At 72.3% G+C, this 26,154-nt stretch carries 27 protein-coding genes; 13 read left to right on the top strand and 14 right to left on the bottom strand.

Annotated elements, in window-relative coordinates:
• Positions 1 to 12 precede the first annotated feature (12 nt).
• Both EJV46_RS12420 and EJV46_RS12415 read right to left on the bottom strand, forming a co-directional pair.
• The gene (locus EJV46_RS12420; RefSeq protein ID WP_131548968.1) at positions 13 to 261 is read right to left on the bottom strand and encodes a hypothetical protein; all 249 of its coding nucleotides are present in this window, start codon (positions 259 to 261) and stop codon (positions 13 to 15) included.
• A 53-nt stretch (positions 262 to 314) separates the two neighbouring features.
• Positions 315 to 1,616: an NAD(P)/FAD-dependent oxidoreductase gene (locus tag EJV46_RS12415; protein WP_131548967.1), complete on the bottom strand. Its 1,302-nt coding sequence runs from the start codon at positions 1,614 to 1,616 to the stop codon at positions 315 to 317.
• A 278-nt stretch (positions 1,617 to 1,894) separates the two neighbouring features.
• Between EJV46_RS12415 and EJV46_RS12410 the strand changes: the two genes are divergently transcribed.
• From EJV46_RS12410 to EJV46_RS12400, 4 genes are read left to right on the top strand one after another with little or no spacing between them, the layout of a single operon-like run.
• Complete coding sequence (locus EJV46_RS12410; protein ID WP_131548966.1) at positions 1,895 to 3,304, top strand: hypothetical protein; 1,410 nt, start codon at positions 1,895 to 1,897, stop codon at positions 3,302 to 3,304.
• On the top strand, positions 3,301 to 3,882 hold the full coding sequence (locus EJV46_RS23040; protein ID WP_206020790.1) for a hypothetical protein: 582 nt from the start codon (positions 3,301 to 3,303) through the stop codon (positions 3,880 to 3,882). Before EJV46_RS12410 ends, EJV46_RS23040 begins: the two co-directional genes overlap by 4 nt.
• Positions 3,879 to 4,805 (top strand): peptidoglycan-binding protein, encoded by a 927-nt coding sequence (locus tag EJV46_RS12405; RefSeq protein ID WP_206020789.1) that lies wholly within the window; start codon positions 3,879 to 3,881, stop codon positions 4,803 to 4,805. The genes EJV46_RS23040 and EJV46_RS12405 overlap by 4 nt, the downstream gene beginning before the upstream one ends.
• A complete protein-coding gene (locus EJV46_RS12400) occupies positions 4,802 to 5,389 on the top strand; it encodes a DUF1194 domain-containing protein (protein WP_131548964.1) in 588 nt (195 codons plus the stop codon). The genes EJV46_RS12405 and EJV46_RS12400 overlap by 4 nt, the downstream gene beginning before the upstream one ends.
• A gap of 188 nt (positions 5,390 to 5,577) precedes the next feature.
• Here EJV46_RS12400 and EJV46_RS12395 read toward each other — a convergent pair whose 3' ends face one another.
• Genes EJV46_RS12395 through EJV46_RS12365 form a run of 7 tightly spaced genes read right to left on the bottom strand, consistent with a single transcriptional unit; the run spans position 5,578 to position 13,008 of the window.
• Positions 5,578 to 6,096, bottom strand: coding sequence for an NADH-quinone oxidoreductase subunit B family protein (locus EJV46_RS12395; protein WP_131548963.1), 519 nt, complete (start codon positions 6,094 to 6,096; stop codon positions 5,578 to 5,580).
• The gene (locus EJV46_RS12390) at positions 6,096 to 6,467 is read right to left on the bottom strand and encodes a glyoxalase superfamily protein (protein WP_131548962.1); all 372 of its coding nucleotides are present in this window, start codon (positions 6,465 to 6,467) and stop codon (positions 6,096 to 6,098) included. Before EJV46_RS12390 ends, EJV46_RS12395 begins: the two co-directional genes overlap by 1 nt.
• Positions 6,467 to 7,966: a nickel-dependent hydrogenase large subunit gene (locus EJV46_RS12385; protein WP_131548961.1), complete on the bottom strand. Its 1,500-nt coding sequence runs from the start codon at positions 7,964 to 7,966 to the stop codon at positions 6,467 to 6,469. Before EJV46_RS12385 ends, EJV46_RS12390 begins: the two co-directional genes overlap by 1 nt.
• The gene (locus EJV46_RS12380; RefSeq protein WP_131548960.1) at positions 7,963 to 9,384 is read right to left on the bottom strand and encodes a proton-conducting transporter membrane subunit; all 1,422 of its coding nucleotides are present in this window, start codon (positions 9,382 to 9,384) and stop codon (positions 7,963 to 7,965) included. Before EJV46_RS12380 ends, EJV46_RS12385 begins: the two co-directional genes overlap by 4 nt.
• The gene (locus EJV46_RS12375) at positions 9,381 to 10,049 is read right to left on the bottom strand and encodes a hydrogenase-4 component E (protein WP_131548959.1); all 669 of its coding nucleotides are present in this window, start codon (positions 10,047 to 10,049) and stop codon (positions 9,381 to 9,383) included. The genes EJV46_RS12380 and EJV46_RS12375 overlap by 4 nt, the downstream gene beginning before the upstream one ends.
• Positions 10,049 to 11,014: a respiratory chain complex I subunit 1 family protein gene (locus tag EJV46_RS12370; RefSeq protein ID WP_131548958.1), complete on the bottom strand. Its 966-nt coding sequence runs from the start codon at positions 11,012 to 11,014 to the stop codon at positions 10,049 to 10,051. The genes EJV46_RS12375 and EJV46_RS12370 overlap by 1 nt, the downstream gene beginning before the upstream one ends.
• Entirely contained in the window at positions 11,011 to 13,008 is a 1,998-nt protein-coding gene (locus EJV46_RS12365) for a proton-conducting transporter membrane subunit (RefSeq protein WP_131548957.1), read from the bottom strand. The genes EJV46_RS12370 and EJV46_RS12365 overlap by 4 nt, the downstream gene beginning before the upstream one ends.
• A 190-nt stretch (positions 13,009 to 13,198) precedes the next feature.
• On the opposite strand from EJV46_RS12365, the gene EJV46_RS12360 reads away from it, so the two are divergent.
• Both EJV46_RS12360 and EJV46_RS12355 read left to right on the top strand, forming a co-directional pair.
• A complete protein-coding gene (locus EJV46_RS12360; protein ID WP_131548956.1) occupies positions 13,199 to 13,747 on the top strand; it encodes a TRAP transporter small permease subunit in 549 nt (182 codons plus the stop codon).
• A gap of 4 nt (positions 13,748 to 13,751) precedes the next feature.
• A complete protein-coding gene (locus tag EJV46_RS12355) occupies positions 13,752 to 15,161 on the top strand; it encodes a TRAP transporter large permease subunit (RefSeq protein ID WP_131548955.1) in 1,410 nt (469 codons plus the stop codon).
• Between the two features lie 80 nt (positions 15,162 to 15,241).
• Here the strand turns inward: EJV46_RS12355 and EJV46_RS12350 are convergent, their stop codons facing one another.
• Positions 15,242 to 16,072, bottom strand: coding sequence for an aldo/keto reductase (locus tag EJV46_RS12350; RefSeq protein WP_131548954.1), 831 nt, complete (start codon positions 16,070 to 16,072; stop codon positions 15,242 to 15,244).
• Positions 16,073 to 16,107: 35 nt separating this feature from the next.
• Between EJV46_RS12350 and EJV46_RS12345 the strand changes: the two genes are divergently transcribed.
• From EJV46_RS12345 to EJV46_RS12325, 5 genes are all read left to right on the top strand, one after another.
• The gene (locus tag EJV46_RS12345; RefSeq protein ID WP_131548953.1) at positions 16,108 to 16,722 is read left to right on the top strand and encodes a hypothetical protein; all 615 of its coding nucleotides are present in this window, start codon (positions 16,108 to 16,110) and stop codon (positions 16,720 to 16,722) included.
• Positions 16,719 to 17,249 carry a sigma-70 family RNA polymerase sigma factor gene (locus EJV46_RS12340; RefSeq protein WP_131548952.1) on the top strand — a complete coding sequence of 177 codons (531 nt, stop codon included), beginning with the start codon at positions 16,719 to 16,721 and terminating at the stop codon, positions 17,247 to 17,249. Before EJV46_RS12345 ends, EJV46_RS12340 begins: the two co-directional genes overlap by 4 nt.
• A complete protein-coding gene (locus EJV46_RS12335; RefSeq protein WP_131548951.1) occupies positions 17,246 to 17,914 on the top strand; it encodes an anti-sigma factor domain-containing protein in 669 nt (222 codons plus the stop codon). The genes EJV46_RS12340 and EJV46_RS12335 overlap by 4 nt, the downstream gene beginning before the upstream one ends.
• A gap of 213 nt (positions 17,915 to 18,127) precedes the next feature.
• Complete coding sequence (locus EJV46_RS12330) at positions 18,128 to 18,901, top strand: DUF4394 domain-containing protein (protein ID WP_131548950.1); 774 nt, start codon at positions 18,128 to 18,130, stop codon at positions 18,899 to 18,901.
• Between the two features lie 132 nt (positions 18,902 to 19,033).
• The gene (locus tag EJV46_RS12325) at positions 19,034 to 19,966 is read left to right on the top strand and encodes a ketopantoate reductase family protein (RefSeq protein ID WP_131549346.1); all 933 of its coding nucleotides are present in this window, start codon (positions 19,034 to 19,036) and stop codon (positions 19,964 to 19,966) included.
• Here the strand turns inward: EJV46_RS12325 and EJV46_RS12320 are convergent.
• The 4 genes from EJV46_RS12320 to EJV46_RS12305 all read right to left on the bottom strand — a co-directional run bounded on the left by EJV46_RS12320 (position 19,950) and on the right by EJV46_RS12305 (position 24,385).
• On the bottom strand, positions 19,950 to 21,251 hold the full coding sequence (locus EJV46_RS12320; RefSeq protein WP_131548949.1) for a class I adenylate-forming enzyme family protein: 1,302 nt from the start codon (positions 21,249 to 21,251) through the stop codon (positions 19,950 to 19,952). The genes EJV46_RS12325 and EJV46_RS12320 overlap by 17 nt on opposite strands.
• 88 nt (positions 21,252 to 21,339) lie before the next feature.
• Positions 21,340 to 22,599: an acyl-CoA dehydrogenase family protein gene (locus tag EJV46_RS12315; RefSeq protein WP_206020788.1), complete on the bottom strand. Its 1,260-nt coding sequence runs from the start codon at positions 22,597 to 22,599 to the stop codon at positions 21,340 to 21,342.
• A gap of 2 nt (positions 22,600 to 22,601) precedes the next feature.
• On the bottom strand, positions 22,602 to 23,354 hold the full coding sequence (locus EJV46_RS12310) for an alpha/beta fold hydrolase (protein WP_131548948.1): 753 nt from the start codon (positions 23,352 to 23,354) through the stop codon (positions 22,602 to 22,604).
• Positions 23,351 to 24,385 carry a peptidase M29 gene (locus tag EJV46_RS12305; protein WP_131548947.1) on the bottom strand — a complete coding sequence of 345 codons (1,035 nt, stop codon included), beginning with the start codon at positions 24,383 to 24,385 and terminating at the stop codon, positions 23,351 to 23,353. The genes EJV46_RS12310 and EJV46_RS12305 overlap by 4 nt, the downstream gene beginning before the upstream one ends.
• 135 nt (positions 24,386 to 24,520) lie before the next feature.
• Here EJV46_RS12305 and EJV46_RS12300 point away from each other — a divergent pair, with 135 nt between their 5' ends.
• Positions 24,521 to 25,009 (top strand): MarR family winged helix-turn-helix transcriptional regulator, encoded by a 489-nt coding sequence (locus EJV46_RS12300; RefSeq protein ID WP_131548946.1) that lies wholly within the window; start codon positions 24,521 to 24,523, stop codon positions 25,007 to 25,009.
• A gap of 180 nt (positions 25,010 to 25,189) precedes the next feature.
• Entirely contained in the window at positions 25,190 to 26,149 is a 960-nt protein-coding gene (locus EJV46_RS12295; protein ID WP_131548945.1) for an Hsp33 family molecular chaperone HslO, read from the top strand.
• Positions 26,150 to 26,154: the final 5 nt, after the last annotated feature.

The raw sequence follows: 26,154 nt of genomic DNA, 5'->3' as shown, positions 1-26,154 counted from the left end.
CCGGGCGCGGGATCACTGCGTCCGGTTGCGGATCCAGTTGCCCGTGCGGTTCAGCGCTGCACCGGTGTCCTCGCCCGCGCGATTGAGCGCGTTGCCGGTCGAATCCGCCGCGCGCCCGAGCGCCTGGCCCGTGTCGCTGCCCGCGCGGTCGAGCGCCTGGCCGGTGCGCTGCATGGGGCCTTCGCCCTGGCCGTTCCGGTGACAGCCGGCCAGGGCCAGCAGGCCGCCGATCGCGATCACGCTCAGCTTCGGAAAGCTCATTCTCGGTCTCCAGTCCTCACGCCTGCGATCCTGGCATGGTGCCAGGATTCCCTTCACTCCGCCGCGGCCGGCAGGCGTTCCGGCAGGGCCTCGGGCATGGCCGGGCCGAGCCCGATCCGGTGCAGTGCCGAGAGGGTGTGGAACACGGCCTTGAAGCTCAGGATCGGCACCACCGCGCGCGGATCGCCGCGCAGGTTGCCGGCCAGCATGTTGATGATGCCGTCGCGCATCCAGAGCGTGTTGCGCGGCGCCATGAAGAGCGAGCGCATCACCGGATCGTTGATGCGGTAGATGAGCCAGCTGATGCGGTCCATCGCCTGCGCCAGCTCGCGGTTGGTGCGCTGCGCCAGGCGATGGCCCTGGACCGGGTCGTCCAGCCAGGCGTGCGCGGCCTTCGCCCCCAGCTCGCCCGCCGTCATGGCCATCAACACGCCGGTGGAGAACATCGGGTCGACGAAGCCATAGGCGTCGCCGATCATCAGGAACCCTTCGCCGCAGCCCTGCTGCGCGCGGTAGCTGTAGTTGCCGGTCGAGTAGATCTCCGAGACCATTTCGGCGCCGCGCGTGCGGGCCGCGACGGTGGGGCTGCTGGCGATGCGCGCCTCGAACAGCTCCTGCGGGGTGCCCTTGCGGCCCTTCCAGGCCGATTGGTTGCCGACAAAACCGATGCTCATGACGTCGCCGGGGAGCGGGATGAGCCAGAACCATCCGTCCTCGGCGAGGTGGATGCTGATATAGCCGTCCAGCTCGCCGGACCGTCGCTCGACGCCCTGGAAATGCGCGTAGATGGCGGCGGTGTTGTTGTACTTGTTCATCGCCTTCACCCGCATGCGGCCGGCGAGGAAGGTGTCCCGCCCCGAGGCGTCCAGCACGTAACGCGGGCGGAAGGTGAGCTCCTCGCCACCCCCGGTCCTCGCGCGTACCGTCGCGCGCTCGCCGGGAGCGCCGAACTGCACGTCGGTGACGCGGGTGTTCTCCAGCGTCGTCGCGCCCTTGCGGCGGGCATTGGCGAAGAGCAGCGCGTCGAGTTCGGCGCGCTTCACCTGCCACGCATGGGTGCGGTTCCTGTTGAGCGCATGCGCGAAGGGAAAGGCGCAGCTGCGCCCGGTGCGGTCCGAGACGAATTCCGCGCCGGGCTTGTGGACGCCGATGTCGCGGACCTCCTCCAGCACGCCGAGGCGTTCGAGAATGTCGAGATTGGCGGGCAGCAGGCTCTCGCCGATGTGGAAGCGCGGATGCGCCTCCTTCTCGACCAGCAGGGTGTCGCGCCCGCGCATGGCCAGGAGGGCGGCCGCGGTGGAACCGGCGGGGCCGCCGCCGATGACCAGGATGTCGGGCGACGCGGTGTTCGTCATGGGGGGAAAATCCTGTCCCGCGCCGCGAGCGTCAAGTGCGCACCGGTCGGCGGGGCGGAAGCGGACGGCTCGGCGAAGGCGGTCAGGCGGCGCCGGTCCATTCCGGCGACGCTCCAATGTGGCCGCGGGAAGTCAGCCCGCACGTCTTCACCTGCCGGCGCTCGCTGGACCGGCCGATAAGTCCGCGACGGTTCGCTCGTAGGACATCCTTCCTGATTTTGCTTGCAAATGAGAACAAAAGAAGAACATATGGCCTTCCCATGCCTGGAGGTCTCCCTTTGCCCAGCTTCCTCGCCGCCCCCCTGAAGATCCTGCTGATCGGCCTGTCCGCCGTCTCCATCCTGTTCTGCGCCCGGCTGGCCGGGATCGGACCGGCCGCCCTCCTCAGCACGCCGGGAACGCTGGCCGCGCTGCTGGTTTTCCTGGTCGGCCTCGGCTTCGCGGCCTTCCTGTGGTGGCTGGCCTCGCGCTGCTTCACCCTGCTGCGCGACCCGGCCACGACCCCCGAGCAGATCGCCGCGCTGCGCGACCTCCCGCTCGCTTTGCCCGAGGGCACCGTGCGCGCGCTGCTGGCGCTGATCGTGGGCGTGATCGGCCTGCCGCTGCTGCTCTTCAGCCAGGCCCTGGCGCTGAACGACGCCATCGCCGGCTACGTGAACGGCATCATCGCAGGCGTCTTCGGCTATTATTTCGGGGCCCGCTCCTCCACGCCCGAGGCCCAGGCCGCCCGCCGCCTGGGCGATGCGCTGGAGGGCCAGCAGCGCGCGAACGAGACGCTCCGCACCAGCGAGGCGGCTGCGCGCGACGCCGCCGCCCGGGCCGGCCAGCCCTCGCGCATCGCGGAGGCGATGGCCACGCTGGAGCGCCAGCTCTCCGTGGCCCGGATCCTGGTCCAGCGCCTCGGCCCGGCCCTGCCGGCCGGCGTCATCCCGCCCCAGGCGGAGGGCTGGCTGGAGGATGCGGAACGGGCGCTCGGCGCCGCGCGCGCTGCCGGCGGCCGCGGGGCAGGCATGGCGGAGCTCGGCGCGCTCCAATCCGCCTCGGCCGCGCTGACGGGCAGCGGCAGCCCCCTCGCCTCGCTGCTCCGCGCCGCGGCGCCGCTGCTGCCGGCCGCCGCGGGCGGGCCGCTGGCCGGCGTCGCGATGCTGCTCGGCCTGGGCTGGAATCTGGGCTCGGCCGCCTGGCGCCGCTTCCGGGCGCATCTCCTCGAAGCGCCGCACGATCCGGCGCTCTTCGAGCCCGGCGCGATCACCCCCGCTTCGGCCGAGCTCCGCCTCGCCGATGCGCCCGTCTTCGCGCGCCTCTTCGCGCCCCGGCTCGCCGAGCCCGGCTTTCTCGCCGGCCTGCTCGACACCTGCCTGCGCGAGGACGCGGCCGAGCGGCTCTGGGCCCGCTACCCCGGCTTCGCGAGTCCGGCCGAGGCCGCCCAGGGCCTCGCCGAATTCCGCCGCGCCCTGCTGGAGGACCGCGTGGAGGCCGACCTCTCGCCCGACCTCGTGGCCCGCATCGCGCAGTCGCTGAACGGCGCCGCGCCCGGCCTCCGTCCCGCTGCCGCCGCCCGCGCCGTGCTGCCGCAGCCCGGCGGCGAGCCCGCGCAGGCCGCGCTCCAGGCGCTCGCTCTGCTGCTCGGCGAGCTGCGCGAGAGCCACACCGATCCCGTCCCCCTGCTCGCGGAGCTGACGCCATGAGGGGCCCCGCCGTCCTGCTCCTCCTCGCCGGCTGCGCGCCTCTCGCCGCCGTCGTCGATCCGACGATCGCGCAGCTCGATCGCTGGCGGCACGCCGCTCCGGCCGAGATCGCCGTCGAGCCGGTCGCCTGCCCCGCCGGACACGCGGCCTGCCCGCGCCTGCACCTGCTTCGTGCCGAGGCCTGCATGCGCCTCGCCATGGCCGCGCGGGCGCCCGGCGCGGCATGCCCCGCGCTGCGTGGCCACCTGCCCTGCGCGGCCCAATCCTATGCCGCCGCCCGCGCGCTGACGCCCGACCCGAAGCTGGCGGCCGGCGAGGCCCAGGCCCGCCTCTGCCTGGCCGAGCTGTCGCCGCCCGGCGAGGATCTGGCCGAGGCCGCGAGCGCCGCCTCTGCCGCGAACTCGCCCCTGCTCGGCGCCCGCGTCGCGCTGCTCGCCGCGCGCCCCGGTGCCGGCGCCGACGCGAGGCGCTGCGCCGCCGCCCAGGGCGGCCTGCCCCTCGCCCCCGCCGGATCGCGCGAGGCCGCCGACCTCGCCCGCCGCATCGCCACCATCCCCCATTGCGGAGCCACGCCATGATGCTCGAGCGCAACCTCGCCTTCCGCCTCCCGCTGATCCGCGGCGAGGATGTCCGCACCGCCCAGCTTGCACTGATCCGCGCGGGCGCCCTGCGCGGCGAGGCCGACGGCGCCTTCGGCCCCGCTACGCGCGATGCCGTGGCCGCCTATCAGCGGCGCGAGCGGCTGGCGGCCGACGGCATCGTCGGCCCCCTCACCTGGACGCGCCTCACCGGCCAGCCGGCACTGAAGCGCGAGCGCCCCTGGCAGGAGGGGCTGCGTCCCTTCCTCCCCGCGCTGCTCGACTGGCGCGGCGCGCCCGTGGGCCCCGGCCGCAACCGCTGGCGCCTGACGCGGGCCGGCATCGAGGTCGAGGGCGAGGCCGGGCCACGCCGCAACCCGAAGCCGGATGTCGCCGCCCGCTGCTGGTCCGTCCATCGCGGCGCGCTTGAAGCGGCGGCCCTCCGCTTCGCCGTGCCCGTCGAGCTGCTGATCGCCACCGCCTGCACCGAGAGCGCCGGCCGCGCCGAGGCCGTCCGCGAGGAGCCCGGCTTCACCTCCGACGCCGCGACGCCGCATCGCGTCTCGCCCGGGCTCATGCAGACGCTGATCTCCACCGCGCGCGAGGCGCTCGCCGATCCGACGCTCGACCGCGCGAGGCTGCTCGATCCCGCCGTCTCGGCGGCGGCGGGCGCGGCCTATGTCAAGCGACAGTCCCAGGCCACGACGCGCCTGGATCCGCCGCTGGTGGCGGCCGCCTACAATGCCGGCAGCCTGCGCGCGGACCGCGACTCGCGGAATCCCTGGGGCCTGATCCAGACCAGGCGCGGCAACGCCTGGCACGCTGACACGTTCATCGCCCATCTGGGCGATACCTACGCGCTCTTCGCGAGCGGCGAGCGACCGGGCGACCCCGTGCCGACCTTCTGGGAACTGCTGCCATGAGCGCGTGCACCGTCGCGCTGGTGCTGCTGTTGGACGCCAGCGCTTCCATCCTTCCGCCCGAGTGGCAGCTGCAGACGCAGGGCCATGCCGCCGCCTTCGAGGATATCGCCGTTCACCGCGCCATCGCGCGCGGCGAGGGCGTCGCCGTCACGGCGCTCTCCTTCAGCGACAATACGCGCGAGATGGTGGCCTGGCGCATCCTGCGCGACCAGGCCGATGCCGCGATCTTCGCCGCCGCGCTGCGGGAGGCGCCGCGCGGCTTTCCGGCCGGCACGAATCTCGGCGGCGCGCTCCTGGTCGCGATGGACCGGCTGGACGCCGCACCCTGCGCGGCCGAGCAGCAGGTGATCGACCTCGCCACCGACGGCGAGGCCAATGCGCAGCGCGCGCGGGAGGCGCGGGCGCGCGCCGAGGAGCGCGGCGTGCGGATCAATGCCATCGGCGTAGGCTCGCCCCGCGCCGGCGCGTGGCTGCGCGAGCATGCCGTGACCTCCGGCGGATTCGCGATGGAGGCGCCCGACTGGCCGAGCTTCGCCGTCGCGATCCGCCGCAAGGTGACGCTGGAGCTCGCCGGCAGCCCTTGATGGGGCGCGCGCGGCCCCGGAGGATGGCGGCGGAACAGCTTCCATGCCCATCGCCATACGCCCGTTGCCCGCGAGGATTTCGCCAACCGGCTTCCGCTCTGGGAGGGCTACGAGGCCTGCTACGGCCGCGAAGGGGAGACGGCGCTGGCCGACGCGATTACGCGGGCCACCTGCCCGCGCATCTCCTGTCACCCATGCGCCTCCACCAGCGCCACCAGCCCTTCGAGAATCTGCGTCGGCGAAGGCGGGCAGCCGGGGATCACGAGGTCCACCGGCAGCGCGGCCTCGACGCCCCCGAGCACGGCGTAGCTGCCCTTGAAGACGCCACCATCCACCGCGCAGTCGCCGAGCGCCACCACCCACATCGGGTCCGGCGTCGCGGCCCGGGCGCGCAACAGCGCCTCGGCCATGTTGCGCGTCAGCGGGCCGGTGACGAGCAGGATATCGGCATGGCGCGGGCTCGCCACGAAGCGCAGGCCGAAGCGCTCCAGGTCATGCACCACGTTTTGCAGCGCGTTGATCTCGAGCTCGCAGGCGTTGCAGCTTCCGGCATCCACCTGGCGGATGGCGAGCGAGCGGCCGAGCCGCGCCTGCGCCGCCTCGTCCAGCCGCGCGCGCAGCTCGGCCACGATCTCGGGCGCGACCGGCGGCGGCGGATCGGTGAGCGGGCGCGAGACCAGGCAGCGGGCGAGCTTGGGCCAGAGCATCAGCCCGCCGCCGCCGCGTCCGGCGTCCAGAAGACCAGCCGGTTGTGGAACGGATCCTGGATGCGGACCTGCCGCTCGCCCCAGGGCACCGTCTCCAGCCCCGGCCGCGCATAGCGATAGTTCTTCGCGGAAATCTCGGCGTGAAAAGCGGCGATGTCCGGCCAGAGGATGCGGAAAGCCGTGCCCGGGCAGCAGTCGCCGTGATGCTCGGACAGGTGCAGCACCACGCCGTCGCGCGAGACCTGCGCGTAGACCGGCGCATTGTCGTCGAAGCGATGCTCCCAGTCCCAGGCGAAGCCGAGATAGTCGATATAGAATTCGCGCGTCTTCGCGAGGTCGAAGATGCGCAGGATGGGCGTCACGCTCTGCATCACAGGTCCACTCCGCTGTAGCTGCCATTGATGCTTTTGTTGATGAGCGGGAAGTCGGCGAGGATATTGCCGATCACCGCGGCTTCCAGCAGCGGCCAGTGCAGCCAGGACGGGTCGCGCAGGTAGCAGGCCTCGATGAGCCCACCGTCGTCCAGCCGCATCCAGGCCAGGCACTCGCCGCGGAATCCCTCGACCAGCGCCACGCCCTCGCCGCCCGCATGGGGCATGGGGGTGGTAAGGGCCTCGCCCTCCGGCAGCGCGGGCAGCCAGGATTGCAGCAGGGCGATGGATTGCAGCGCCTCGGCGTGGCGCTGGCGCCAGCGGGCATCGACATCGGCGCCGGCCTGGGCGATCACCCCGCCCGGCGGCAGCTCGCCCGAGAGCAGCCGCGCATCGAAGGCGCGCCCCGCCGCGCGGCCGACCACGCCGCCCGGCGCGAAGGCCGCGACGATCTCGGCGCTCATGACCCCGGTGCCCAGCACGCGGTCCTGCAGGCTCGCATGCTCCTCGTAGTGGCGGAGCAGCACGGGCAGTTCCGCCGCGACGGTGGCGAGCGCGCCGAGCAGCGTCGCGATGCCGTCCTGCGTCAGGTCCTGCGCGATGCCGCCCGGCATCACGCAGTCCATCATCAGCCGGTGGCCGAAGGCGAAGGCATTCGCGCGCAGCAGCCCCTCGCGCAGCAGGCCCATGCGCGCATGGATCACCGCGAAGGCCGCGTCGTTGGCGATGAAGCCCAGGTCGTTGAGGTGGTTGTGCAGCCGCTCGAGCTCCAGCATCGCGGCGCGGATCGCCACCGCGCGCAACGGGATCTCGACGCCCAGCGCCGCCTCGGCCGCACGGGCGAAGGCGATGCCGTGCGCGACCGTGCTGTCGCCCGAGAGCCGCCCCGCGAATCGCGCGGCCGCCCGCGGCGACTTGCCCTGGATCAGGGTGAGCAGGCCCTTGTGCAGATAGCCCAGCCGCGCCTCCAGCCGGACGATGATCTCGCCCTGGATGTGGAAGCGGAAATGGCCGGGCTCGATGATGCCGGCATGGATGGGCCCGACGGGGACCATGTGGATGCCCTCGCCCTCCACCGGCAGGAATTCCATTGGATAGGCGTCGGGCTCGTGCCGCGCGGGCCGTCCGGAGAGCGGGCCCAGCAGCGGCCAGCGCCCATGGTCGAGCCAGGGGCGGCCGTCGGTGCCGTCCTCCGCGCCGATGCCCCAGAGATCGCGCAGCCCCCGCTCGAACCAGGAGGCGGAGGGACGGACGGGCGAGAGCGCCGGGATCCAGCCCTCCGCGGCGGCGACGGAGGCCAGGAGCACTTCCATCCGCGCTTCGTCGAGGAAGGCGGCATGCGCCATGCCCGGCTCGCCCCATAGCCCGAGCAGGGCGAAGCCGGGCTCCGCCGCCAGCGCGTCGCGCAGCCGCATCCAGCCGGCCGCGTCCAGCACGTAGCGCGGCCAGGGCCGGCATCCGGCTGCGCGCCCGCTTTCGATGATGGCGCGCGCGCTCATGACAGCGCCCTCGCGGCGTCCAGCAGCATGGCGGCGAGCGGCGCCGGCAGGGCCAGCGCCAGCAGCGCGGCGAGCACGAGGTTGGTCCAGAGCGGCAGCAGGGTGGCGATCCCAGCGCGCATCGGCGCCGGCTCGGGCGTGGGCGCGCCGAAGCAGAGGCGCTGCATGTTGTGCAGCAGCGCCGTGCCGGCCACGAGCAGCCCCAGGATCAGCAGCGGCAGCAACCACGGCCGCTCGCGCCCCGCCTCGGTCGCCAGCAGGAGCTCGGAGGCGAAGAGGCTGAAGGGCGGCAGGCCAGCCAGCGCCGCCATGGCCATGGCAAGGCCCCAGCCCAGCATGGGATGCGTCCCGACGAGGCCGCCGATCGCGTCCATCGTCTGGCCGCCCTTGATCCGTGCGGCCCGGCCGATCGCGAAGAAGGCGGCCGACTTCACCAGCGAATGGCCCCAGAGATGCAGCAGCCCCGCCATGTGTCCGGGCACGCCGCCGATCCCGAAGGCGATGGTCGCGATGCCCATATGCTCGATGCTGCTCCAGCCGAAGAGGCGCTTCGCGTCGCGCCGCCGCCACAGCGAGAAGCCCGCCAGCAGCAGCGAGGCCAGGCCCAGCGCGATCAGGAAGCCGCCCGGCGGGATGACCTCGGCATTCGCGCCCACGACCGCCTTGCTGCGGAGGATGCCGAGCATGGCCGCGTTGAGCAGCAGCCCCGAGAGCACGGCGGCGATGGGCGTCGGGCCCTCGGCATGCGCGTCGGGCAGCCAGGAATGCAGCGGCACCAGCCCGGCCTTGGTGCCGAAGCCCACCAGCAGGAAGACGAAGGCCAGGTTGAGCAGCGCCGGGTCGGCGCCCTGGGCGGCCAGCCGCAGCGCGGCGAAGGAGAGCTGCTCGCCATGGCCCAGCAGCGGCTGCGCGGCCAGCGCCAGCACGATGATGCCGAAGAGCGCCAGCGCGATGCCCACGCTGCACAGGATGAAGAACTTCCACGCGGCCTCGAGCGCCGCCGACGTGCGGTGCAGCGCCACCATCAGCACGCAGGCCAGCGTGCCGGCCTCGATGGCCACCCACATGATGCCCAGATTGTCGGAGAGCAGGGCGAGGAAATGCGTCGCCATGAAGCCCTGGAAGGCCGCGTGGAACCAGCGCATGCGCCGGCGGTCGAAATTCTCGTGCGCCACGTCCTGCGCGGAGAAGATCGCGGTGCCGAGGCCGACGAGGGACGCGATCAGCACCAGCGGCTGGTTAAGCGCGTCGGGCCGCAGCAGGCCCGCCCCGCCCGGCCCTTCGGCCAGCAGCAGCAGCGCCAGGGCGAGCGAGCCGGCCGAGGCCGCGATGTTTAGCCGGACGGCCTGGCCCGGCAGCGCGGCCAGCAGAAGCGCCGCCAGCAGCGGCAGCAGGACGATGAGGGCGGCGAGGCTCATTGGCCCTCGCCCCGGTGCGGGTGCAGCATGTCGGTGTCGAGGCTGTCGAAGCGCTCGCGCAGCAGCCGCGCGAAGAAGCCGGCGATGACGATGATGACCAGGACCAGGCCCGCGGTCGAGAGCTCGATCACCAGCGGCATCCCGGCCACGCCGACGGCGCCGAGCACCAGCCCGTTTTCCAGCGTCATCAGCCCCGCGACCTGGCCGAGCGCGCTGCGCCGCGTGATCATGGTCAGCAGCCCGAGCAGCACGATGGAGAGCGCGATGGCGAGGTCCTCGCGCGCCAGGGCACGCGCGCCGGTGGTGGCCGGCAGCACGACCAGGATGGCCAGCGCCACCAGCAGCACGCCGCCCAGCATGCAGAGGCCGATGCTGCCGACGGGCTCGACCGCGCGGTCCGGCATGCGGCTCCGCATCATCCGGTGCAGGAAGACCGGGATGGCGATGCCCTTGGCCGCGAGCGCGATCAGCCCGGTGACGTAGAGCTGCGGCGCGCCCTGCACGTAACCCTGCCAGACGGCGGCGGCGGCGAGGAGGCAGCCTTGCAGGGCCAGCGCGTTCACCAGCGCCGCGATCCGCCGCTGATAGAGCAGCACGAAGGAGACGAGCAGCATGGCGCCGCCCAGCACATGCGCCACGTCGTAGGGGAGCTGGCCGAAACCCATCAGGCCAATCCTGTCGAGACGAAGATGAGCGCGGCGGCGAGCAGCGCCAGCAGCAGGGCGCCGCCCAGGAAATCCGGCACGCGGAAGACGCGCATCTTCGCGATGGCGCTCTCGAAGAAGGCCAGCCCGAGGGCCAGCAGGCCCATCTTCAGCCCCCAGAGGCCCAGTCCGGCCGCCCAGGCCAGCGGTCCGCTTCCGGCCGGTGCCGTGCCGAAGGGCAGGAAGATCGCGGCGAGCAGCGCGAACCACAGCGTCAGCTTCAGCGCCGCCTGCATCTCCCAGACGGCGAGATGCCGGCCCGAGGCCTCCAGCAGCATCGCCTCATGCACCATGGTGAGCTCCAGATGCGTCGCCGGATTGTCCACCGGGATGCGGGCGTTCTCGGCCAGCATCACCGCGACGAGCGCCAGGCCGGCGAAGAGCAGCGAGACGCGCAGGCCCAGGGCCCCATCGCGCAGGGCGGCGCCGATCGCGTCGAGGTTGGAGCCGCCGGCCAGGACGGCGAAGACCATCACGCAGACCAGCAGCGCGGGCTCGGCGAAGACGGCGAAGGTCATCTCGCGCGCGGCGCCCATGCCGCCGAAGGGCGTGCCGGCGTCGTGCCCGTTCAGTGCCAGCGCGACGCGGGCCAGCGCCAGCAATCCGCCGATGAGCACGAGGTCGGCGAGCGGCGCCAGCCACATGCCCTGGGCGAAGCTCGGGACCAGCGCGGCGGCCAGGGTCGTGGCGCCGAGCGCGAGGTAGGGTGCGACGCGGGAGACGACGCTCGCGGTCTCGGCCAGGACGGGGCGCTTGCGGAGAAGCTTGAGGAGGTCGCGCCAGGGCTGGAGGGGATGCGGCCCGCGCCGCCCCATCAGCCGCGCCTTCAGCCACCGAACCGCACCCACGATCACCGGCGCCGCCGCCAGCATCAGCGCGACATGCAGGAGCTGCGTGATGAGGCTGCCGAAGGCCACGAGCATCATTCGCGCTCCAGCCAGGCGACCAGCGCCAGCAGCAGGACCAGCGTGCCGAACGAAATCGAGAGATAGGCGCGCAGGGTGAGGTTCCGCAGCGCCTCCGCCTCGCGGGACAGGGCCTGACGCAGACGCCTGAGCGGCTGGAGGACATGGCTGAAGCCCCGATCCTCCGCCTCCACGCGCAGCGTCGCGGGCTGCGGCGAGCCGGGCGGCGCCGCCCCATGCCGCTCGGACAAGGTCAGCGCGACGGCGCCGAGGCTCCGGCGTATGGGCTGCCCGAGGCCCGCGGCGCTCACCTGGCTGAGCGGATCGCCGAAGGGCAGATGCGCGGGCGGCGGCAGGAAACCGCAATCCCAGGCCGGGCCGCGGACGGGCTCATGCTTCGAGCGATTCTTCACGGCCAGGAGAATCAGCACGGTCGCGAGCGCCAGCAGCCCCGCCACGGCCCAGGGCGCGTAGCGGGCGCCCACCTCGCCCAGAGCGAGATCGAAGCCCGCGACGGGGGCACGGGCATTGGGGCCCAGCAGGACGGCGATCGCGCCGCCCCCGAGCGCGAGAACGGGCGCGGCCAGGATCGCCAGCGCCGCGCTCGCGACGGCCGGGACCAGCAGCGCCGCCCGCATCAGCCCCGTCGCGTCCCGCGCGCCTGCGGCCATGGGCGTGCGCGGCCGGCCGAGGAAGACGAGGCCCGCGAACCGCACCATCGCCGCCGCCGCCAGCCCGATCGCCATGCCGGCCACCGCCAGCGTGGCCGCCGCGAGGAGCTGGACGGACATCTCCGCCACCCGCCAGCCCTGGATCAGCGACTGCAGCAGCAGCCACTCGCTCGCGAAGCCGGAGAAGGGCGGCAGCGCGGCGGCCGAGGCGGCGCCCAGCAGGGCGCAGCCCGCCACCCAGGGCATGCGGTGGATCAGCCCGCCCAGCCGGTCCGGGTCGCGGCTGCCGGCGAGGCTGGCGACCGCGCCCGCGCAGAGGAAGAGCAGCGCCTTGAAGCCGGCGTGGTTCAGCGCATGCAGCAGCACCGCCGCCAGGGCCAGCGCCGCCAGCGGCCGCAGGTCGGCGCCGCGAAAGACGAGCGCGAGGCCGATCCCGATCACCATCAGGCCCATGTTCTCCAGCGTGGAGCAGGCCAGCGCCGCCTTGATGTCCTGCTCCAGATTGGCGCGCAGGCCGCCGATCAGCGCCGTCGCGGCGCCGGCCGCCACCAGCGGCAGCCCCCACCAGAGAGGTTGCGCGGGGCCGGAAAGATCCAGCAGCATGCGCAACATCACGTAGAGCGCGACCTTCACCATCGCGCCCGACATCAGCGCCGAGGCCGGCGTCGCCGCCGCCGGATGGGCCAGGGGCAGCCAGACGTGGAACGGCGCCAGGCCCATCTTGGAGCCAGCGCCGAGCAGCACGAGCATCAGCACGACCCCGGCCCGCCAGCCCTCCGGCGGCGCGGCCCGGATCGCGGCGAAGCTCAGCCCGGCCGGGGCCAGCAGCGCGAAGCCGGCGATCAGGCAGAGGCCGGAGAAGATCGCGAAGCCCAGGTAGAGCCGCGCCGTCCGCCGGCCGGGGCCGCGCGGATGCCGCGCCGCGATCAACCCCCAGGAGGCGAGCGACATGGCCTCGAAGCCCAGCAGCATCGAGAACCCGTCGGCCGCGACGAGCACCCCCGCCATTCCCGCCAGGAAGAGCGGAAACGCCGCGCCCTCGGCGCGCGGCGGGGCCGGCGAGGCAGCGGCGAAGAGCGCGGCCGGCAGGCCGACGAGCGCCAGGATCAGCAGGAACCAGCCCGACAGCGCGTCCACGGCGATCAGCGAGGGCGCCCATGGCGGCCCGATCGGCAGGGGCGTCGCCGGAAGGCCGAGGCCGGTCAGCGCCGCGCCGCCGACGAGGCCAAGTCCCGCCATGCAGGCCGCGCAGCCCAGGAACATGGCCCGCGGCGCCCGCCCGGAGCCACCCCACACCGCGAGGCCCAGCAGCGCTAGGAAGCAGAGGCCCAGCAGCGTCAGCACGCCGCCGCCCCCTCTCCAACGGCTCCGATTCGCATCCGCATGGCGCGGAGTTTAGGCGCCGCCGGCCGCCGGGGCGAGCGCAACGCTCTGGACTTTCGCCGAATGATCTTTAGGGATCGCGCGCGATGCAGCTTTTTGGGACGGGGCCGCAGTTCCCCGTCCCTAACGGCGTTCTGGGGGATCATCAGGGATGGCGCTGCTTCTGGCCTTCAGCCGGGGCGTGGACTGGATGAACGACAAGTTCGGCCGGGTCGCCGACTGGTGCGTCCTGCTGGCCTGCGCCGTCAGCGCCGGCAACGCGCTCAGCCGCTACGGCTTCAACATCTCCTCCAACGGCTGGCTCGAAGTGCAGTGGTACTTCTTCGCGGCCGTGGTCATGCTCGGCGCCAGCTACACGCTCTACCGGAACGAGCATGTGCGGGTGGACCTGGTCTTCGGCGCCCTCGGAGAGCGCGGGCGGCTCTATGTCGACATCTTCGGCATCGTCGTCTTCCTGCTGCCGGGCATGATCCTGCTGGCCTGGATGACCTGGCCCTATTTCCTGGACTCCCTCCTGCGAGAGGAATTCTCGCCGGCGCCGGGCGGGCTGATCCGCTGGCCGGCCAAGCTGCTGATGCCGCTGGGCTTCTTCCTGCTGGTGCTGCAGGGCCTCTCCGAGCTGGTGAAGCGCGTCGCGCTGCTCCAGGGCCTCCGCCGCGAGGTCGACGTCGTCACCGAATACCACCGGCCCGAGCAATAGACCCATGAGCCTCGATATCATGCCGCCGCTGATGTTCGGCGGGCTCGTGGTCTTCCTGCTGATCGGCTTCCCGGTCGCCTTCAGCCTGACGGCGGTGGGCCTCTTCTTCGGCTTCCTGTCGATCGAGCTCGGCTTCTTCAACGCGAATTATCTGGGGAACCTGCCGCTGCGGGTCTTCGGCATCCTGTCCAACGACCTGCTGCTCTCCATTCCCTTCTTCACCCTGATGGGCGCGATCCTGGAGCGCTGCGGCCTGGCCGAGGACCTGCTGGAGGGCACCGGTCAGCTCTTCGGTAAGGTGCCGGGCGGGCTGGCCTATGCGGTGATCCTGGTGGGCGCCGTGCTGGGCGCCATCACGGGCACGGTCGCGGCCTCGGTCATCGCCATGGGCATGATCTCGCTCCCGATCATGCTCAAATACGGCTACGACACCCGGATCGCGACCGGCGTCATCGCCGCCTCGGGCACCATCACCCAGGTGATCCCGCCCTCGCTGGTGCTGATTGTGCTGGGCGACCAGCTCGGCCGCTCGGTGGGCGACATGTATGCCGGCGCCATCGGCGTCTCGGTGCTGCAGATCCTGCTCTTCATGGCCTTCATCGCGGGCGTCGCGATCTTCGCCCCGCACAAGGTGCCGCCCCTGCCGCCCGAGGCGCTGGTGGCGCGCGGCTGGCCGCTCTACTGGCGGGTGATCAAGGGCATGGTGCCCTGCATCGCACTGATCCTGATCGTGCTGGGCACCATCTTCATGGGCCTCGCCACGCCGACCGAGGCCGGCGCCATGGGCGCGGTGGGCGCGGTCGTCCTGGCCGTCGTCAACCGCCGCTTCTCCTGGGCGCTGATGCGCGAGGCCATGGGCAACACGATGCGCCTGACCGCGATGGTGATCTTCATCCTGATCGGCGCCACGGTGTTCAGCCTGGTCTTCCAGGGCGTCGACGGCTCGCATTGGGTGGAATACCTGCTGAGCCACCTGCCTGGCGGCCAGGTCGGCTTCCTGATCTTCGTCAACGTCTTCGTCTTCCTGCTGGCCTTCTTCCTCGACTTCTTCGAGATCGCCTTCATCATCGTTCCGCTGCTGGCGCCGGTGGCGGCCAAGCTGGACATCGACCTCGTCTGGTTCGGGGTGCTGCTCTGCATCAACCTGCAGACCAGCTTCATGCACCCGCCCTTCGGCTTCGCGCTCTTCTATCTGCGCAGCATCGCGCCCAAATCCCTGCCGACGCGGGACATCTACTGGGGCGCGATCCCCTGGCTCGGGCTGCAGCTGCTGCTGGTGGCCATCGTGATCTTCTGGCCGCAGAGCGTGACCTACTTCGTGAGCCGTGGCACGGGGGTGGACCCGGCGAGCGTCACGATCGAGGTGCCGCCGCCGCCGCCGACGGACGACGACGCGGTGCCGGTCTTCCGGTAACGCCGACGGCCCGTCCCTGGAGCCTTTTGTTTGAGAGCCTGGTTCAGGCTCCCGGTGATTCCACCTGCAGCGATCATGCTCTACAGCATCGCCAGCGGGCGTTTCCGCCTCGGCGGCGGGAAGGCCGCGTCCAGCGCCGCATGCTCTTCCGCTGTCAGCACCATCTCGCCCGCCGCCGCGTTGAGCCGAACATGCTCCGGCCGTACCGCCTTGGGGATGCTGATCACCCCCGGCTTCGACAGCGTCCAGGCCAGCGCCACCTGCGCCGGTGTCGCCGCCCGGGCCTTCGCCACCTTCACGAGCTCCGGATGGCGCAGCAGCGCGCCCCCCTGCCCGACCGGCGAATAGGCCATCACCGGCATGCCGCGCGCCGCGCAGAAGGGCAGCAGGTCATATTCCGGCCCGCGATGCTCCAGGTTCAGCAGCACCTGGTCCGTCGCGCAGCCGGCCAGCGCCGGGCCCAGCTCCTCCAGATCGTCCACATCCAGGTTGGAGACGCCCCAGTGGCGGATTTTTCCGGCGGCCTGCATCCGTTCCATGGCCTCGACCGTATCCGCGAGAGCAACGGAGCCCCGCCAGTGAAGCAGGTAAAGGTCTATCGTCTCAGTCCGCAGGCGCTGGAGGCTGCGCTCGCAGGCCTGCGGCAGGCCGCGGCGCGAGGCATTGTGCGGATAGACCTTGGAGACGAGGAAAACCTGGTCGCGCTGGCCGGCGATGGCCTCGGCCGTCACCTCCTCGGCGCCACCCTCACCGTACATCTCGGCGGTGTCGATGAGGGTCAGCCCGAGCTCGATGCCCAGCCGCAGGGCGGCGGCCTCGGCCTTCCGGTCGCTGCCCCGCTCGCCCATGTGCCAGGTCCCCTGGCCGAGGGCCGGGATCTCGGTGCCGTCGGGAAGTCTCACACGCGCCATCGTCGTTCCTCCTGCGGGCTGGTAGGATAGCCGCCATGCCGAAGCTTGCCACCGCCCTCTGCCTTCTCCTGCCCGCCGCGGCGCTGGCCCAGCCCGCGACCGAGGAGATCGGCAGCTGGCGGCTGACCTGCGCCACCGACCGCATGACCGACCGCAGCGCCTGCGTCCTGCGGCACCGCGACTGGGTCGAGCGCCCCACCGTCGGCGCCGGGCTCAGCCTCGAGATCCAGGACCGCGGCGGCAAGCTGGTGCCGGTGGTGACCGCGCGCGACCTCTCGCTGGACAGCGCCTCCCGCGCGGTGCTCGCGGTGACGGGCACGGCGCAGCTCCGCCTCGACCGCAACGCCATGATGGAGCTGCCCTGCGGGCTGGAGGGCCGCAACCTCGTCTGCGCGCCCCGCCGCGCCGATGCCGACCGCGCCGCGCAGGAGCTGCCCATGGCCGAGCGCGCGCTGGTCCGCATGGCGGGCCTCGGCAGCAACACGACGGCGACGACCGAGCCCGCGGAGCTGCGCCTTTCGGGCACGGCCAGCGCGCTGGCGCGCCTCCGCGCGGCCCAGCCCGCCGGCTCGGCCGGCGCCACGCCCCCCGCCGAGCCGGGCCTCGACCTGCGCGACATCCTCGGCCGCCTGCAGAACCTCGTGCGTTGAGCGACGCCGCCACCCTGCTGTCCCGCATCGCCGGGGGCGACCGCGCGGCGCTGCAATCGCTCTACAAGGCGCAGTCGGTGCGGCTCTTCGGCGTCGCCATGGCCATCCTGCGCGACCGCGACGCCGCGGCGGACGCGCTGCATGACGGCTTCGTCAACATCGCCCGGCGCGCTGGCCAGTTCGACCCCGCGCTCGGTGCCGCCGAGGCCTGGACCGGCGCCGTCATCCGCCATGCCGCCCTCGATATCGCCCGCCGCCGCGGCCGCGAGATGCCGACCGACGACGCGACGCTCGGCGATACGCCGGTCGAGGCGACGCAGCTCGACGCCATCGCCGCCGGCGAGGAGGGCGTGCGGCTGCGCTCCTGCCTGGAGCAGCTGCCGGAGAAGAACCGCAAGGGCATCCTGCTCGCCTTCGTGGACGGGCTCTCGCATCCGCAGATCGCGGCACGGCTGGAGCTGCCGCTCGGCACGGTGAAGGCCTGGATCCGGCGCGGGCTGCTCACCCTTCGGGAGTGCCTGGCATGACCCCGGAGGAACGCGACGGGCTGGCCGCCGAATATGTGCTGGGCACGCTGGAGGCCCGCGAGGCCGCCGAGCTTCGCAGGAGAATGGAGACCGACGCGGAGCTGGCGGCCGCCGTCGCGGGCTGGGAGCGCCGGCTCGCGCCGCTGCTCGCGCTCGCGCCGCCCGAGGCGCCGCCGCCGGACCTCTGGGCACGCATCGAGCGCAGCCTGGGCGGGATCGCGGCTCCGGCACGCACAGGATGGCGCTTCCCCTGGCCGGCGCTCGGCATCGGCGCCAGCGCCGTCGCCGCCGGCCTCGCGGCCTTCCTGGTGCTGCGTCCGCCGCCGCAGGCGCCGCTGATGACCGTGCTGCTCACCAGCCGCGACCAGCCGGCCTGGCTCGTCGAGGCGCAGGGCGACACCATCCGCCTTGCCGCGCTGAACCAGCGGCCGGTCGAGCCCGGGCGCGTCGCGCAGCTCTGGGCGCTGCCGCAGGGCGCCACGGCGCCGACCTCCCTCGGCCTCGTGCCGGAAGGCGGGCGGTTCAGCGTGACGCCGACGACGCTGCGACCCACGCCGGGCATGCTGATCGAGATCACGCTGGAGCCGCCGGGCGGATCGCCGACCGGGCGGCCCACCGGCCCCATCCTGTTCATCGGCCGGTTGAGCGCGGCCGGCGGGGCTTGATTCTTGCCTCAGACGCCGGGCGGCTTGGCTTCGCCGCGCCACTGTCACGCTGGTCGGAAAGGGGAGTGGGCAGCGCCAGGCCGCTGTGCGGCCGGACTCTTCGAACGCGTTTTTCACGGCATGAATCCGCACCGTGCTGCATCCACGACGCGGCGCGCTCCGTAACGTGTCCAGCGAGGCGATGCAGCCGCGCGACAACGGAGACGAAACGCCATGACGCACCCCCTTCGCCTCGCCCTTCTGGGCACGGTCGCCCTGCTCGCCGCCGCGCGCGCCGAGGCGGCCACGATCGTTGCCCTGACCGGCGACAACAAAATCATCAGCATCGACAGCGAGACGCGCCGCGCGAGCCCCGCCGTGGCCATCACCGGCGCCAGCGGCACGGTCGTCGGCATCGACCAGCGCCCGCAAGACGGCCGCCTTTACGGCATCACGAACTCAGGGCAGATCATCACGATCGATCCCGCGAACGGCCGCGCCACGCGCGTCAGCCAGCTCAACGTGCCCTTCCAGCCGGCGGGCCATGCGATCTTCGACTTCAACCCCGTCGCCAACCGCCTTCGCCTGATGGGCATGGACGGGCAGAACCTGCGCGTGAACGTCGAGACCGGCGAGGCCACGACCGACGGCGCCATCAAGAACGCGCCCGGCACCACAGGCACGCCGCGGGTCACCGCCGGCGCCTATACCAACAGCATGACGGGCGCGACCGCGACCATGCTGCTGACGATCGACACCGCGTCGAACAGCCTCAATGTGCAGAATCCGCCGAATGACGGCGTGCAGGCCCCGCGCGCGCGCCTGTCGATGCAGGTTCCGGCGAATGTCGCGCTCGATATCCTGAGCGACGGCACCAGCAACTGGGGCTTCGTTATGGCGGGCGGCACGCTGCACGCGCTCGACCTTGCCAGCGGCGCGCTGACCTCGCGCGGCGATGTGGCCTTGCCGCGCGGCACCTCGGTGATCGACATCGCCGCGATGCGGTGAAGCCGGCGCGCCTCCGCGCGTGACGCTCACATCCTGCCCCTCGGGGCGGCGTCCGCGCGGGGGAAAGCGTCGCCATCTAGGCTTTCGCCCCCGGACGCGCGATGCTCGGAGCCCATTCGAACGGGGAACGTGATGCGGGTTCTGGTGCTGGGCGCGGGCGCGCTGGGTGGCTATTTCGGCGGTCGCCTGGCCGAGGCCGGCGGCGACGTGACCTTCCTCGTGCGCCCGGGACGTGCCGCGGCGCTGGCGAGGGACGGCCTCGTCATCGAGAGCCCGTTCGGCGATGCGAAGCTCGCCGTGAAGACGATCCAGGCCGCGGAGTTGCGGCGCGGCTGGGACATCATCCTGCTCAGCAACAAGGCCTACGACCTGGACGACGCCATCGCCGCCATCCGCCCCGGGGTGGACGATCGCACGGTCATCCTGCCCGTGCTGAACGGCCTATCGCATATCGACATCCTGGCGCGGGAATTCGGCGCGGAGCGCGTGCTGGGCGGGCTCTGCAAGATCCAGGCGACGCTGACGCCGGCCGGCGTGGTGAAGCAGCTCAACGACTGGCGCTGGCTGACCTTCGGCGAGCGCGACGGCACGATGAGCCCGCGCGTGCAGGCGCTGGAGGCGGCCTTCTCCAAGGCCGTCGGCGTCGAGGCGAAGGCCGTGCCGAACATCGACCAGCGGATGTGGGAGAAGCTCGTTCATCTCGGCACCAGCGCCGTCGGCACCGTGCTGATGCGGGCCAATGTCGGCGAGATCGTGCGCGCCGGCGGATCGCCGATGCTGCTCACGCTCCTGGAGCGCAACGCCGCCATCGCCGCCCATCACGGCCACCCCATGCCCGACGCCTTCATGGCCGAGTACCGGGCCCTGTTCGGCGATGCGGCCAGCGCCTACGCCACCTCGATGCTGCGCGACGTCGAGGCCGGGAACCGCATCGAGGGCGAGCACATCCTGGGATTCCTCGCCGAGGCCGCGCATCGCGCCGGCATCGACACCGCCATCCACGATATGGCGGCGCTGCAGGCGCGCAGCTACGAGCAGAGGCGGGCCGCTAACCGCCTTCCATGAGGCCGCGCAGCTTCTCCACCTGCACCTTGCCCAGCGCCGTCCTGGGCAGGGCGTCGACGCGGATCACGCCGCGCGGATGCTTGAAGCGGGCCAGCCGGCGCTCGAAATGCGCGGCCATGCGGGCCTCGTCGAACTCCGGCGTGGCCACGACGACCGCGACCGGCACCTCGCCCCATCTGGGGTCGGCACGGCCGATCACGGCGCATTCGCGCAGGCCGGGCAGCTCGTGCAGCACGCGCTCGAGCTCGGCCGGGTAGATGTTCTCGCCGCCGGAGATGATCACGCGCTTCAGCCGGTCGGTGAACCAGAAGCGGCCCTCGGCGTCCTGGTGCCCGACATCGCCGGTGCGGAACCAGCCGTCGCGCAGCGCCTCGGCCGTCTCTTCGGGGCGCCGCCAGTAGCCGGACATGACGTTGGGCCCGCGGATCTCGATCTCGCCCGCCGCGCCGATCCGCGCCTCGCAGAGCGGCGCCGCGCGGCCGATGGAGCCGGGCGCCGCCAGCGCCTCACTGCGCGTCTGCGCGATGGCGATGGGGCTGGTCTCGGTCATGCCATAGACCTGCTGCACGGGGATGCCGCGGTCGTGGAAGGCCTGGATGAGCGCCAGCGGCACCTCGGACGAACCGGCGCCGATCGCCCGCAGCGACGACAGGTCCTCCGCCGGCCAGCGCGGGTGGTTCACCAGCGCCGCCATCACGGCCGGCACGAGCAAGGTCAGCGTCGGCCGCAGCGAGGCCATCGCGTCGAAGAAGCCGTCCGGATCGAACTTCGGCAGCAGCGTCACGCGCGCGCCGGCCAGCAGCGCCGGCACCGTCTGGATGTTCAGCCCGCCGACATGGAAGAGCGGGAGCACGGTGAGCACGTGATCCTCGGGCGTGAACCCGAAGACCTGCGCCGCGTTCTCCGCATTGGCGCGCAACGCCTCGGCCGAGAGCATCGCGCCCTTGGGCCGGCCCGTGGTGCCCGAGGTATAGCCGATGAGCAGCGCGTCGCAGCGCGCCTCGTCCGGAGCGGGGCGCGGCGGGACGGCGCCGCTGTCCGGGCCGAAGCGCACCAGCCGCAGCCCGGCATCCTCGGCGATCCATTGCAGCTCGTCGGCGGCCAGCCGCCAGTTCAGCGGCACCAGCGTGAGACCCAGCCGCTCGCAGGCGAAGAGCAACGCGATCATCGAGGGATCGTTCAGCCCGATCCAGCCGATGCGGTCGCCCCTCTCCGCGCCGGCACGCCGCAGCGCGACCTCCTCGGCGGCGATCACGGGGGCGAGCGCATTCAGATCGAAGGTCATCGAGGGGCTTTGCCCCTCGGCTGTCTCCGCTTTGCGGCCAGCCCCAGCAGGAAACTCAGTTTCCTGCACCTTCGATCGGAAAGGCTTCTCAATCCGCCTCGCCCCTTTCGTAGAGGGCGTCGCGGCCGATGCGGTCGATGCAGAGCTCGGCCGTCCAGGGCAGCATCAGCGAGCCGCAGCGGCTGTCGCGATAGATTCGCTCCAGCGGCAGCGACTTCAGCATGGCCTGGCCGCCGCAGGTGCGCACCGCCTTGGCGGCGATGGCATTGGCGTTCTCCATCACCGTGTTCTGCGCCGCGAGCGCGCGCAGGAGCTGTTCCTTCGAGGGATCCGGGCCAGCCTCCGAGATGGCCTGGAACCAGAGCGCCTTGGTCTGCTCCAGCGTCACGCGCATCTCGGCGAACGCGATCTGCTTGGTGGGATACATGCGCCGCTTCACGGGAGGCGTACCGGGCTGCTCGCCGCGCAGGTAGCGCAGGCAGAAATCGTAGGCCGCCTGGGCCAGGCCCATATAGGTCGGCGTCAGCGTCATGAACATGTGCGGCCAGCGGCTCGCGGCCTGGAAGTAGAGGCCGGGCGGCATGAGCGCCGCGCTCGCGGGGACGAAGACGTCGCGGAAGACCAGGTTGCGGCTGACCGTGCCGCGCATGCCCAGCGGATCCCACTCGCCCTCGACGCTGACGCCCGGCGCGTCCTTCGGGACGGCGAGATACAGCGTGTCGCGGCGGGACAGCTTCTCCTCCCCATGCACCTCCGTGCAGAGGATGCCGTAGCAGTCCGCATGCCCCGCCAGCGACGCGAAGATCTTTCGCCCGTTGATGCGGAAGCCGCCCTCGACCGGCGTTGCCGTCGTGCCGAAGGCCACCGTCCCGGCCGCCGCCGCGCCGCCCTCGGAGAAGGGCTGCGAGAAGACCGCGCCACGCTCCAGGATGTTGGCGTAGTGCAGCGCCCGGCGCTCGCGGTGCAGGGCGCGGGTGGCCGGGTCCATGTCCAGGTCGTCGGTCAGCAGCCCGGTCCAGAGCGTGCTGCACACATGCATGTTCCAGGTGAGCGCGGTCGCGCCGCAATACCGCCCGAACTCTGCCGCGGCCAGGCAATAGGCTCGGAAGTCCGCGCCCATGCCGCCGTCCCCGATCGGCACGCAGATGCCGAGCCAGCCCTCGCGGCGCATGTCGTCATAGTTGTCGGTGGGGAAGCTCGCCTCGCGGTCCCATGTCGCCGCGCGCGGCGCCAGCACGCGCGCGGCGAACTCGCGCGCGCGGGCCGTCAGCTCCGCCTCGAAGGGCGAGAGCCGGAAGCCGCGCGGGTCGAAGATGGGCGCATCCGCCATCGTCGGGGAAACGTCCATGCTCAACCCTCCGCCAGGAAGCCGCGCAGCGCCGCGTGGAACGCGTCCGGCGCCTCCAGCGGTAGCAGATGGCCGACGCCAGGGATCACCACGAGCCGGGCCTCCGGCATCGTATCCGCCATGCGCTGCATCCCGCGCGGTGGCGCCGTCGCATCGGTCTCGCCCGCGATGAGCAGGGTCTTCTGCGACACCCGGCCCAGATCCCCGCGCCGGTCGAAGCCGGTGAGCATGCCCAGCGTGGCGCGATAGGCGCGCTCGTCCACGCTCGCCATTGCCGCGATCGCCGCCGGGATCGCGCCAGGATCGGCGGCCGGCCCGGGCATGGTCGGCACCAGCGCGGCGGCGACGCCGGCCATGCCGAGCCCTTCGTCCAGCGGCTTCTGGCGCGCGGCGAGAAAAGCCTCGCGGAAGGCGAGGTCGCGGCTGCCGAAGGCCGGCGAGCTCGCCACGATCGCCAGCCGGCGCACATGGTCCGGATGCCGCAGCGCCATCTCCAGCGCGACCATCCCTCCGAGGGAATGCCCCACCACATCGGCGCGGGGAATCCCGTGCGCGGCGAGCAGCGCCATGGCCGCATCGGCGACGGCCGGGAAGCTCTCCAGCGCGGGCTCCACGCCGTCATAGCCGGGCATGTCCATGGCGATGACCTGGTGGTCCGCCGAGAGCGCGTCGATCGTCGGCCGCCACAGGCTCGCCCGTCCGCCGATGCCGTGCAGCAGCAGCACGGCGGGGCCGCTTCCCGCCACGATGGTCACAGCAGGACGCCCTGGCGCACGACGGCCTCGCCGTCGAGGGCGATCGTGGTGTTGAAGACCGGGATGTCGAAATGCCCCTCGGTGAAGCGGTTCGCGAACTCGTTCGCGCCGGTCGAGAACAGGAAGTTACCGGCCACCGCGCGCAGCTCCGTGCCGTTGGTGTCCTCGCGGTCGTAGAAGGCCAGCGCCTCGTACCGCGCGCGGCGGTTCAGCCCCCATCCCACATGGGAGACGGCATAGGCCGCGCGGTCGCCCCAGGATTCGAGGTAGCGCCGCATCATCTCGGCATCGGCGCCCCGGCCCTCGATGCGCGTGATGTGGTCGTCCTCGATCGTCAGGGCGATCGGCGATTCAATATATCGTTTGAAGGTGAGGTTCACGTCGCCGGCATCCAGCACCAGCCGGCCCCGGACGCCGCCCTCGCGCGGGAAGCTCACCAGGATCCCGCCGGGCCAGTGCGCGATGGTGCCGGGCCGGTCGGTCCAGCCCCAGACGCCGACGCTCGGCGCGCCCTCCATCGCGACATGCAGGTCGGTGCCCGCGGCGGAGGAGACGTGCATGCGCTTGGCCGCCCGCGCGCGCTTCACGGCGGCCTTGGCCACCCGCTCGTCCTCGTCCGTCGGGACGAGACGTTCCAGCGCATCGGGATGCTCGTTGCTGACCATCAGCACGCGGCTGCCGGCGCCGAGGATCTGCCGGAGCTCCGGCGCATGCAGCAGCCCCTCCACGGTCAGGTCCACGACGAAGGGCGAGGCGGCCATCGCCGCCAGCGCGGCCGGGTGCCCGGCGACGGCGCGCGAGGCCCCGGTCGAGCGCACCGGCACGGGCGCCGTCTGACGCGGCGTCGGCAGCGTGCAGCGGAGGGGGCGTGCCCCGAGCCGCGCCAGCGCCGCCTCGGCGAGCGCGACGTTCAGCGCGCGGGAGCGGCTTTCCGCGAGGAGGCATACGGCCTCCCCTTCCGCCACCCGGCACCGGCGGAACACCGCCTCGAAGGCCTCGATCCAGGAGGGTTCCAGGGCGGTAACGGGCAACGGAAGCTCCTTGGCTCCCGCCAGCCTATCGCATGAAAACTCATATGTCAGCGATCCGTAATTCCCCTTAATTGCATGCCGATGAACGTGACGACCAATCTCCCCCACGAAATCAACCGGGTCAGGGGAACATTCATGGACGGGATTCTGGTTCGCTCCACCTCCAACGAGCGATTCGTGGACGACTATCTCCTTTATCTGATGGCGCGCGCCTCGCACGCGGTCTCGTCCGAGTTCCATTCGACGCTGCGCAAGGCCGGCATCTCCGTCCCCGTCTGGCGCGTGCTGGCGACCCTCTCCGGCAGCCCGGGCGAGACCGTGACCGGCCTGGCCGAGGCCTGCCTGCTCCAGCAGCCCACCATGACCAAGCTGCTCGACCGCATGGTCCGCGACGGGATCGTGAAGCGCCTGCCGGACCAGCGCGACCGCCGCGTGGTCCGCATCCAGATGCTGCCCCGCGGCGAGCAGATGGTCCGCGACCTGCTGATCTCGGCCAAGGCGCATGAGAGCGAGGTGATGGCCCGCTTCCCGGCCGTCGACCGCATGCAGCTCAAGCAGCTCCTGCGTGCCATGCTGGCCAAGCCGCCGCGAGCCCGCCGCAGCGCGGTTGCCATCGCCGCTTGAAGCTGCCGCAGCCCGACCAGCTCGGCCGGATCGCCCTGATCCTGGTCGCGCTGGGGGCGGTGGTGCAGATCCTGGTCCTGGTGCTGCCCTGAGCGGGCGCTTCGAGGCCCGCCGGACGTCGCCATCTGGGGCGGCCGGAGTGACCGTCCCTCGCAACCGGCGGCCGCCTGCATTATCTCCTTGGGCGTGACCCAGCCGAATCCCGCCTTTCTCGACCATGACCGGCCGCCGGTGCCCGACCTCGTCGTGCCCCGCGGCGTCACCCCCTTCCACCTCGAGGGCAAGCCGGTGCGCGGGCGGCTCGTCCGCCTCGGCGCGCTGGCCGATGCCCTGCTGACCCGCCACACCGCCCCCGACGCGGTGACGCGCCTGCTGGGCGAGGCGCTGGCGCTGACCGCCGGCCTCGCCTCCGCGCTCAAGTTCCGCGGCAGCTTCTCCCTCCAGGCCAAGGGCGACGGGCCGATCTCCATGCTGCTCGCCGACTGCACCGATTCGGGGGAGCTGCGCGGCTATGCCCGCGTCGCGCCCGACAAGCTCGCCATGTACGGCAAGAACCCCTCCGCCCGGGCGCTGCTTGGCCGCGGCTACCTGGCCTTCACCTGCGACCAGGGCCCGGAGACGGAGCGCTACCAGGGCATCGTGCCCATCGAGGGGCAGGACCTGACCGAGATGACCGGGACCTATTTCGCCACCTCCGAGCAGCTGCGCTCGCATGTCCGGCTGGCCTGCGCGAAGACGGCGGCCGGCTGGCGCGCCACCGCCTTCATCATGGAGCGCGTGGCGGGCGAGGGCGGCATCGGCGCCTCGGCCGACCCGCTGGAGCAGGAGGAGGCGTGGAACACCGCCCTCGCCCTGGCCGGCACCTTGAAGGCCGAGGAGCTGCTGGACGACGATCTGGCGCCCGAGCGGCTGCTGTACCGCCTATTCCACCAGGAGGGGCTGGCCGTCGGCCAGTCCCGGGCCCTGGCCTATGGCTGCCGCTGCTCCCGCTCGCGCCTGCTGGGCGTGCTGGAGGGCTTCCCCACCGAAGACCTCGACCACATGGCCGAGGAGGGCACCATCACCATGACCTGCGAGTTCTGCAATTTCGACTTCCGCTTCAGCCGGGAGAGCATCGACCGCGCCGCCGGCCACGCGTAGAAGCG

The organism is Roseococcus sp. SYP-B2431 (assembly GCF_004336745.1).
GTDB lineage: Bacteria > Pseudomonadota > Alphaproteobacteria > Acetobacterales > Acetobacteraceae > Roseococcus.
This window is presented reverse-complemented; position numbering and strand designations above follow the sequence as displayed.

Bases quoted from the DNA above. Each gene is read 5' to 3' on its own strand.
- EJV46_RS12420 (WP_131548968.1), bottom strand. From the start codon at position 261: ATGAGCTTTCCGAAGCTGAGCGTGATCGCGATCGGCGGCCTGCTGGCC.
- EJV46_RS12415 (WP_131548967.1), bottom strand. From the start codon at position 1,616: ATGACGAACACCGCGTCGCCCGACATCCTGGTCATCGGCGGCGGCCCC.
- EJV46_RS23040 (WP_206020790.1), top strand. From the start codon at position 3,301: ATGAGGGGCCCCGCCGTCCTGCTCCTCCTCGCCGGCTGCGCGCCTCTC.
- EJV46_RS12405 (WP_206020789.1), top strand. From the start codon at position 3,879: ATGATGCTCGAGCGCAACCTCGCCTTCCGCCTCCCGCTGATCCGCGGC.
- EJV46_RS12400 (WP_131548964.1), top strand. From the start codon at position 4,802: ATGAGCGCGTGCACCGTCGCGCTGGTGCTGCTGTTGGACGCCAGCGCT.
- EJV46_RS12395 (WP_131548963.1), bottom strand. From the start codon at position 6,096: ATGCTCTGGCCCAAGCTCGCCCGCTGCCTGGTCTCGCGCCCGCTCACC.
- EJV46_RS12390 (WP_131548962.1), bottom strand. From the start codon at position 6,467: ATGCAGAGCGTGACGCCCATCCTGCGCATCTTCGACCTCGCGAAGACG.
- EJV46_RS12385 (WP_131548961.1), bottom strand. From the start codon at position 7,966: ATGAGCGCGCGCGCCATCATCGAAAGCGGGCGCGCAGCCGGATGCCGG.
- EJV46_RS12380 (WP_131548960.1), bottom strand. From the start codon at position 9,384: ATGAGCCTCGCCGCCCTCATCGTCCTGCTGCCGCTGCTGGCGGCGCTT.
- EJV46_RS12375 (WP_131548959.1), bottom strand. From the start codon at position 10,049: ATGGGTTTCGGCCAGCTCCCCTACGACGTGGCGCATGTGCTGGGCGGC.
- EJV46_RS12370 (WP_131548958.1), bottom strand. From the start codon at position 11,014: ATGATGCTCGTGGCCTTCGGCAGCCTCATCACGCAGCTCCTGCATGTC.
- EJV46_RS12360 (WP_131548956.1), top strand. From the start codon at position 13,199: ATGGCGCTGCTTCTGGCCTTCAGCCGGGGCGTGGACTGGATGAACGAC.
- EJV46_RS12355 (WP_131548955.1), top strand. From the start codon at position 13,752: ATGAGCCTCGATATCATGCCGCCGCTGATGTTCGGCGGGCTCGTGGTC.
- EJV46_RS12350 (WP_131548954.1), bottom strand. From the start codon at position 16,072: ATGGCGCGTGTGAGACTTCCCGACGGCACCGAGATCCCGGCCCTCGGC.
- EJV46_RS12345 (WP_131548953.1), top strand. From the start codon at position 16,108: ATGCCGAAGCTTGCCACCGCCCTCTGCCTTCTCCTGCCCGCCGCGGCG.
- EJV46_RS12335 (WP_131548951.1), top strand. From the start codon at position 17,246: ATGACCCCGGAGGAACGCGACGGGCTGGCCGCCGAATATGTGCTGGGC.
- EJV46_RS12330 (WP_131548950.1), top strand. From the start codon at position 18,128: ATGACGCACCCCCTTCGCCTCGCCCTTCTGGGCACGGTCGCCCTGCTC.
- EJV46_RS12325 (WP_131549346.1), top strand. From the start codon at position 19,034: ATGCGGGTTCTGGTGCTGGGCGCGGGCGCGCTGGGTGGCTATTTCGGC.
- EJV46_RS12320 (WP_131548949.1), bottom strand. From the start codon at position 21,251: ATGACCTTCGATCTGAATGCGCTCGCCCCCGTGATCGCCGCCGAGGAG.
- EJV46_RS12315 (WP_206020788.1), bottom strand. From the start codon at position 22,599: ATGGACGTTTCCCCGACGATGGCGGATGCGCCCATCTTCGACCCGCGC.
- EJV46_RS12300 (WP_131548946.1), top strand. From the start codon at position 24,521: ATGGACGGGATTCTGGTTCGCTCCACCTCCAACGAGCGATTCGTGGAC.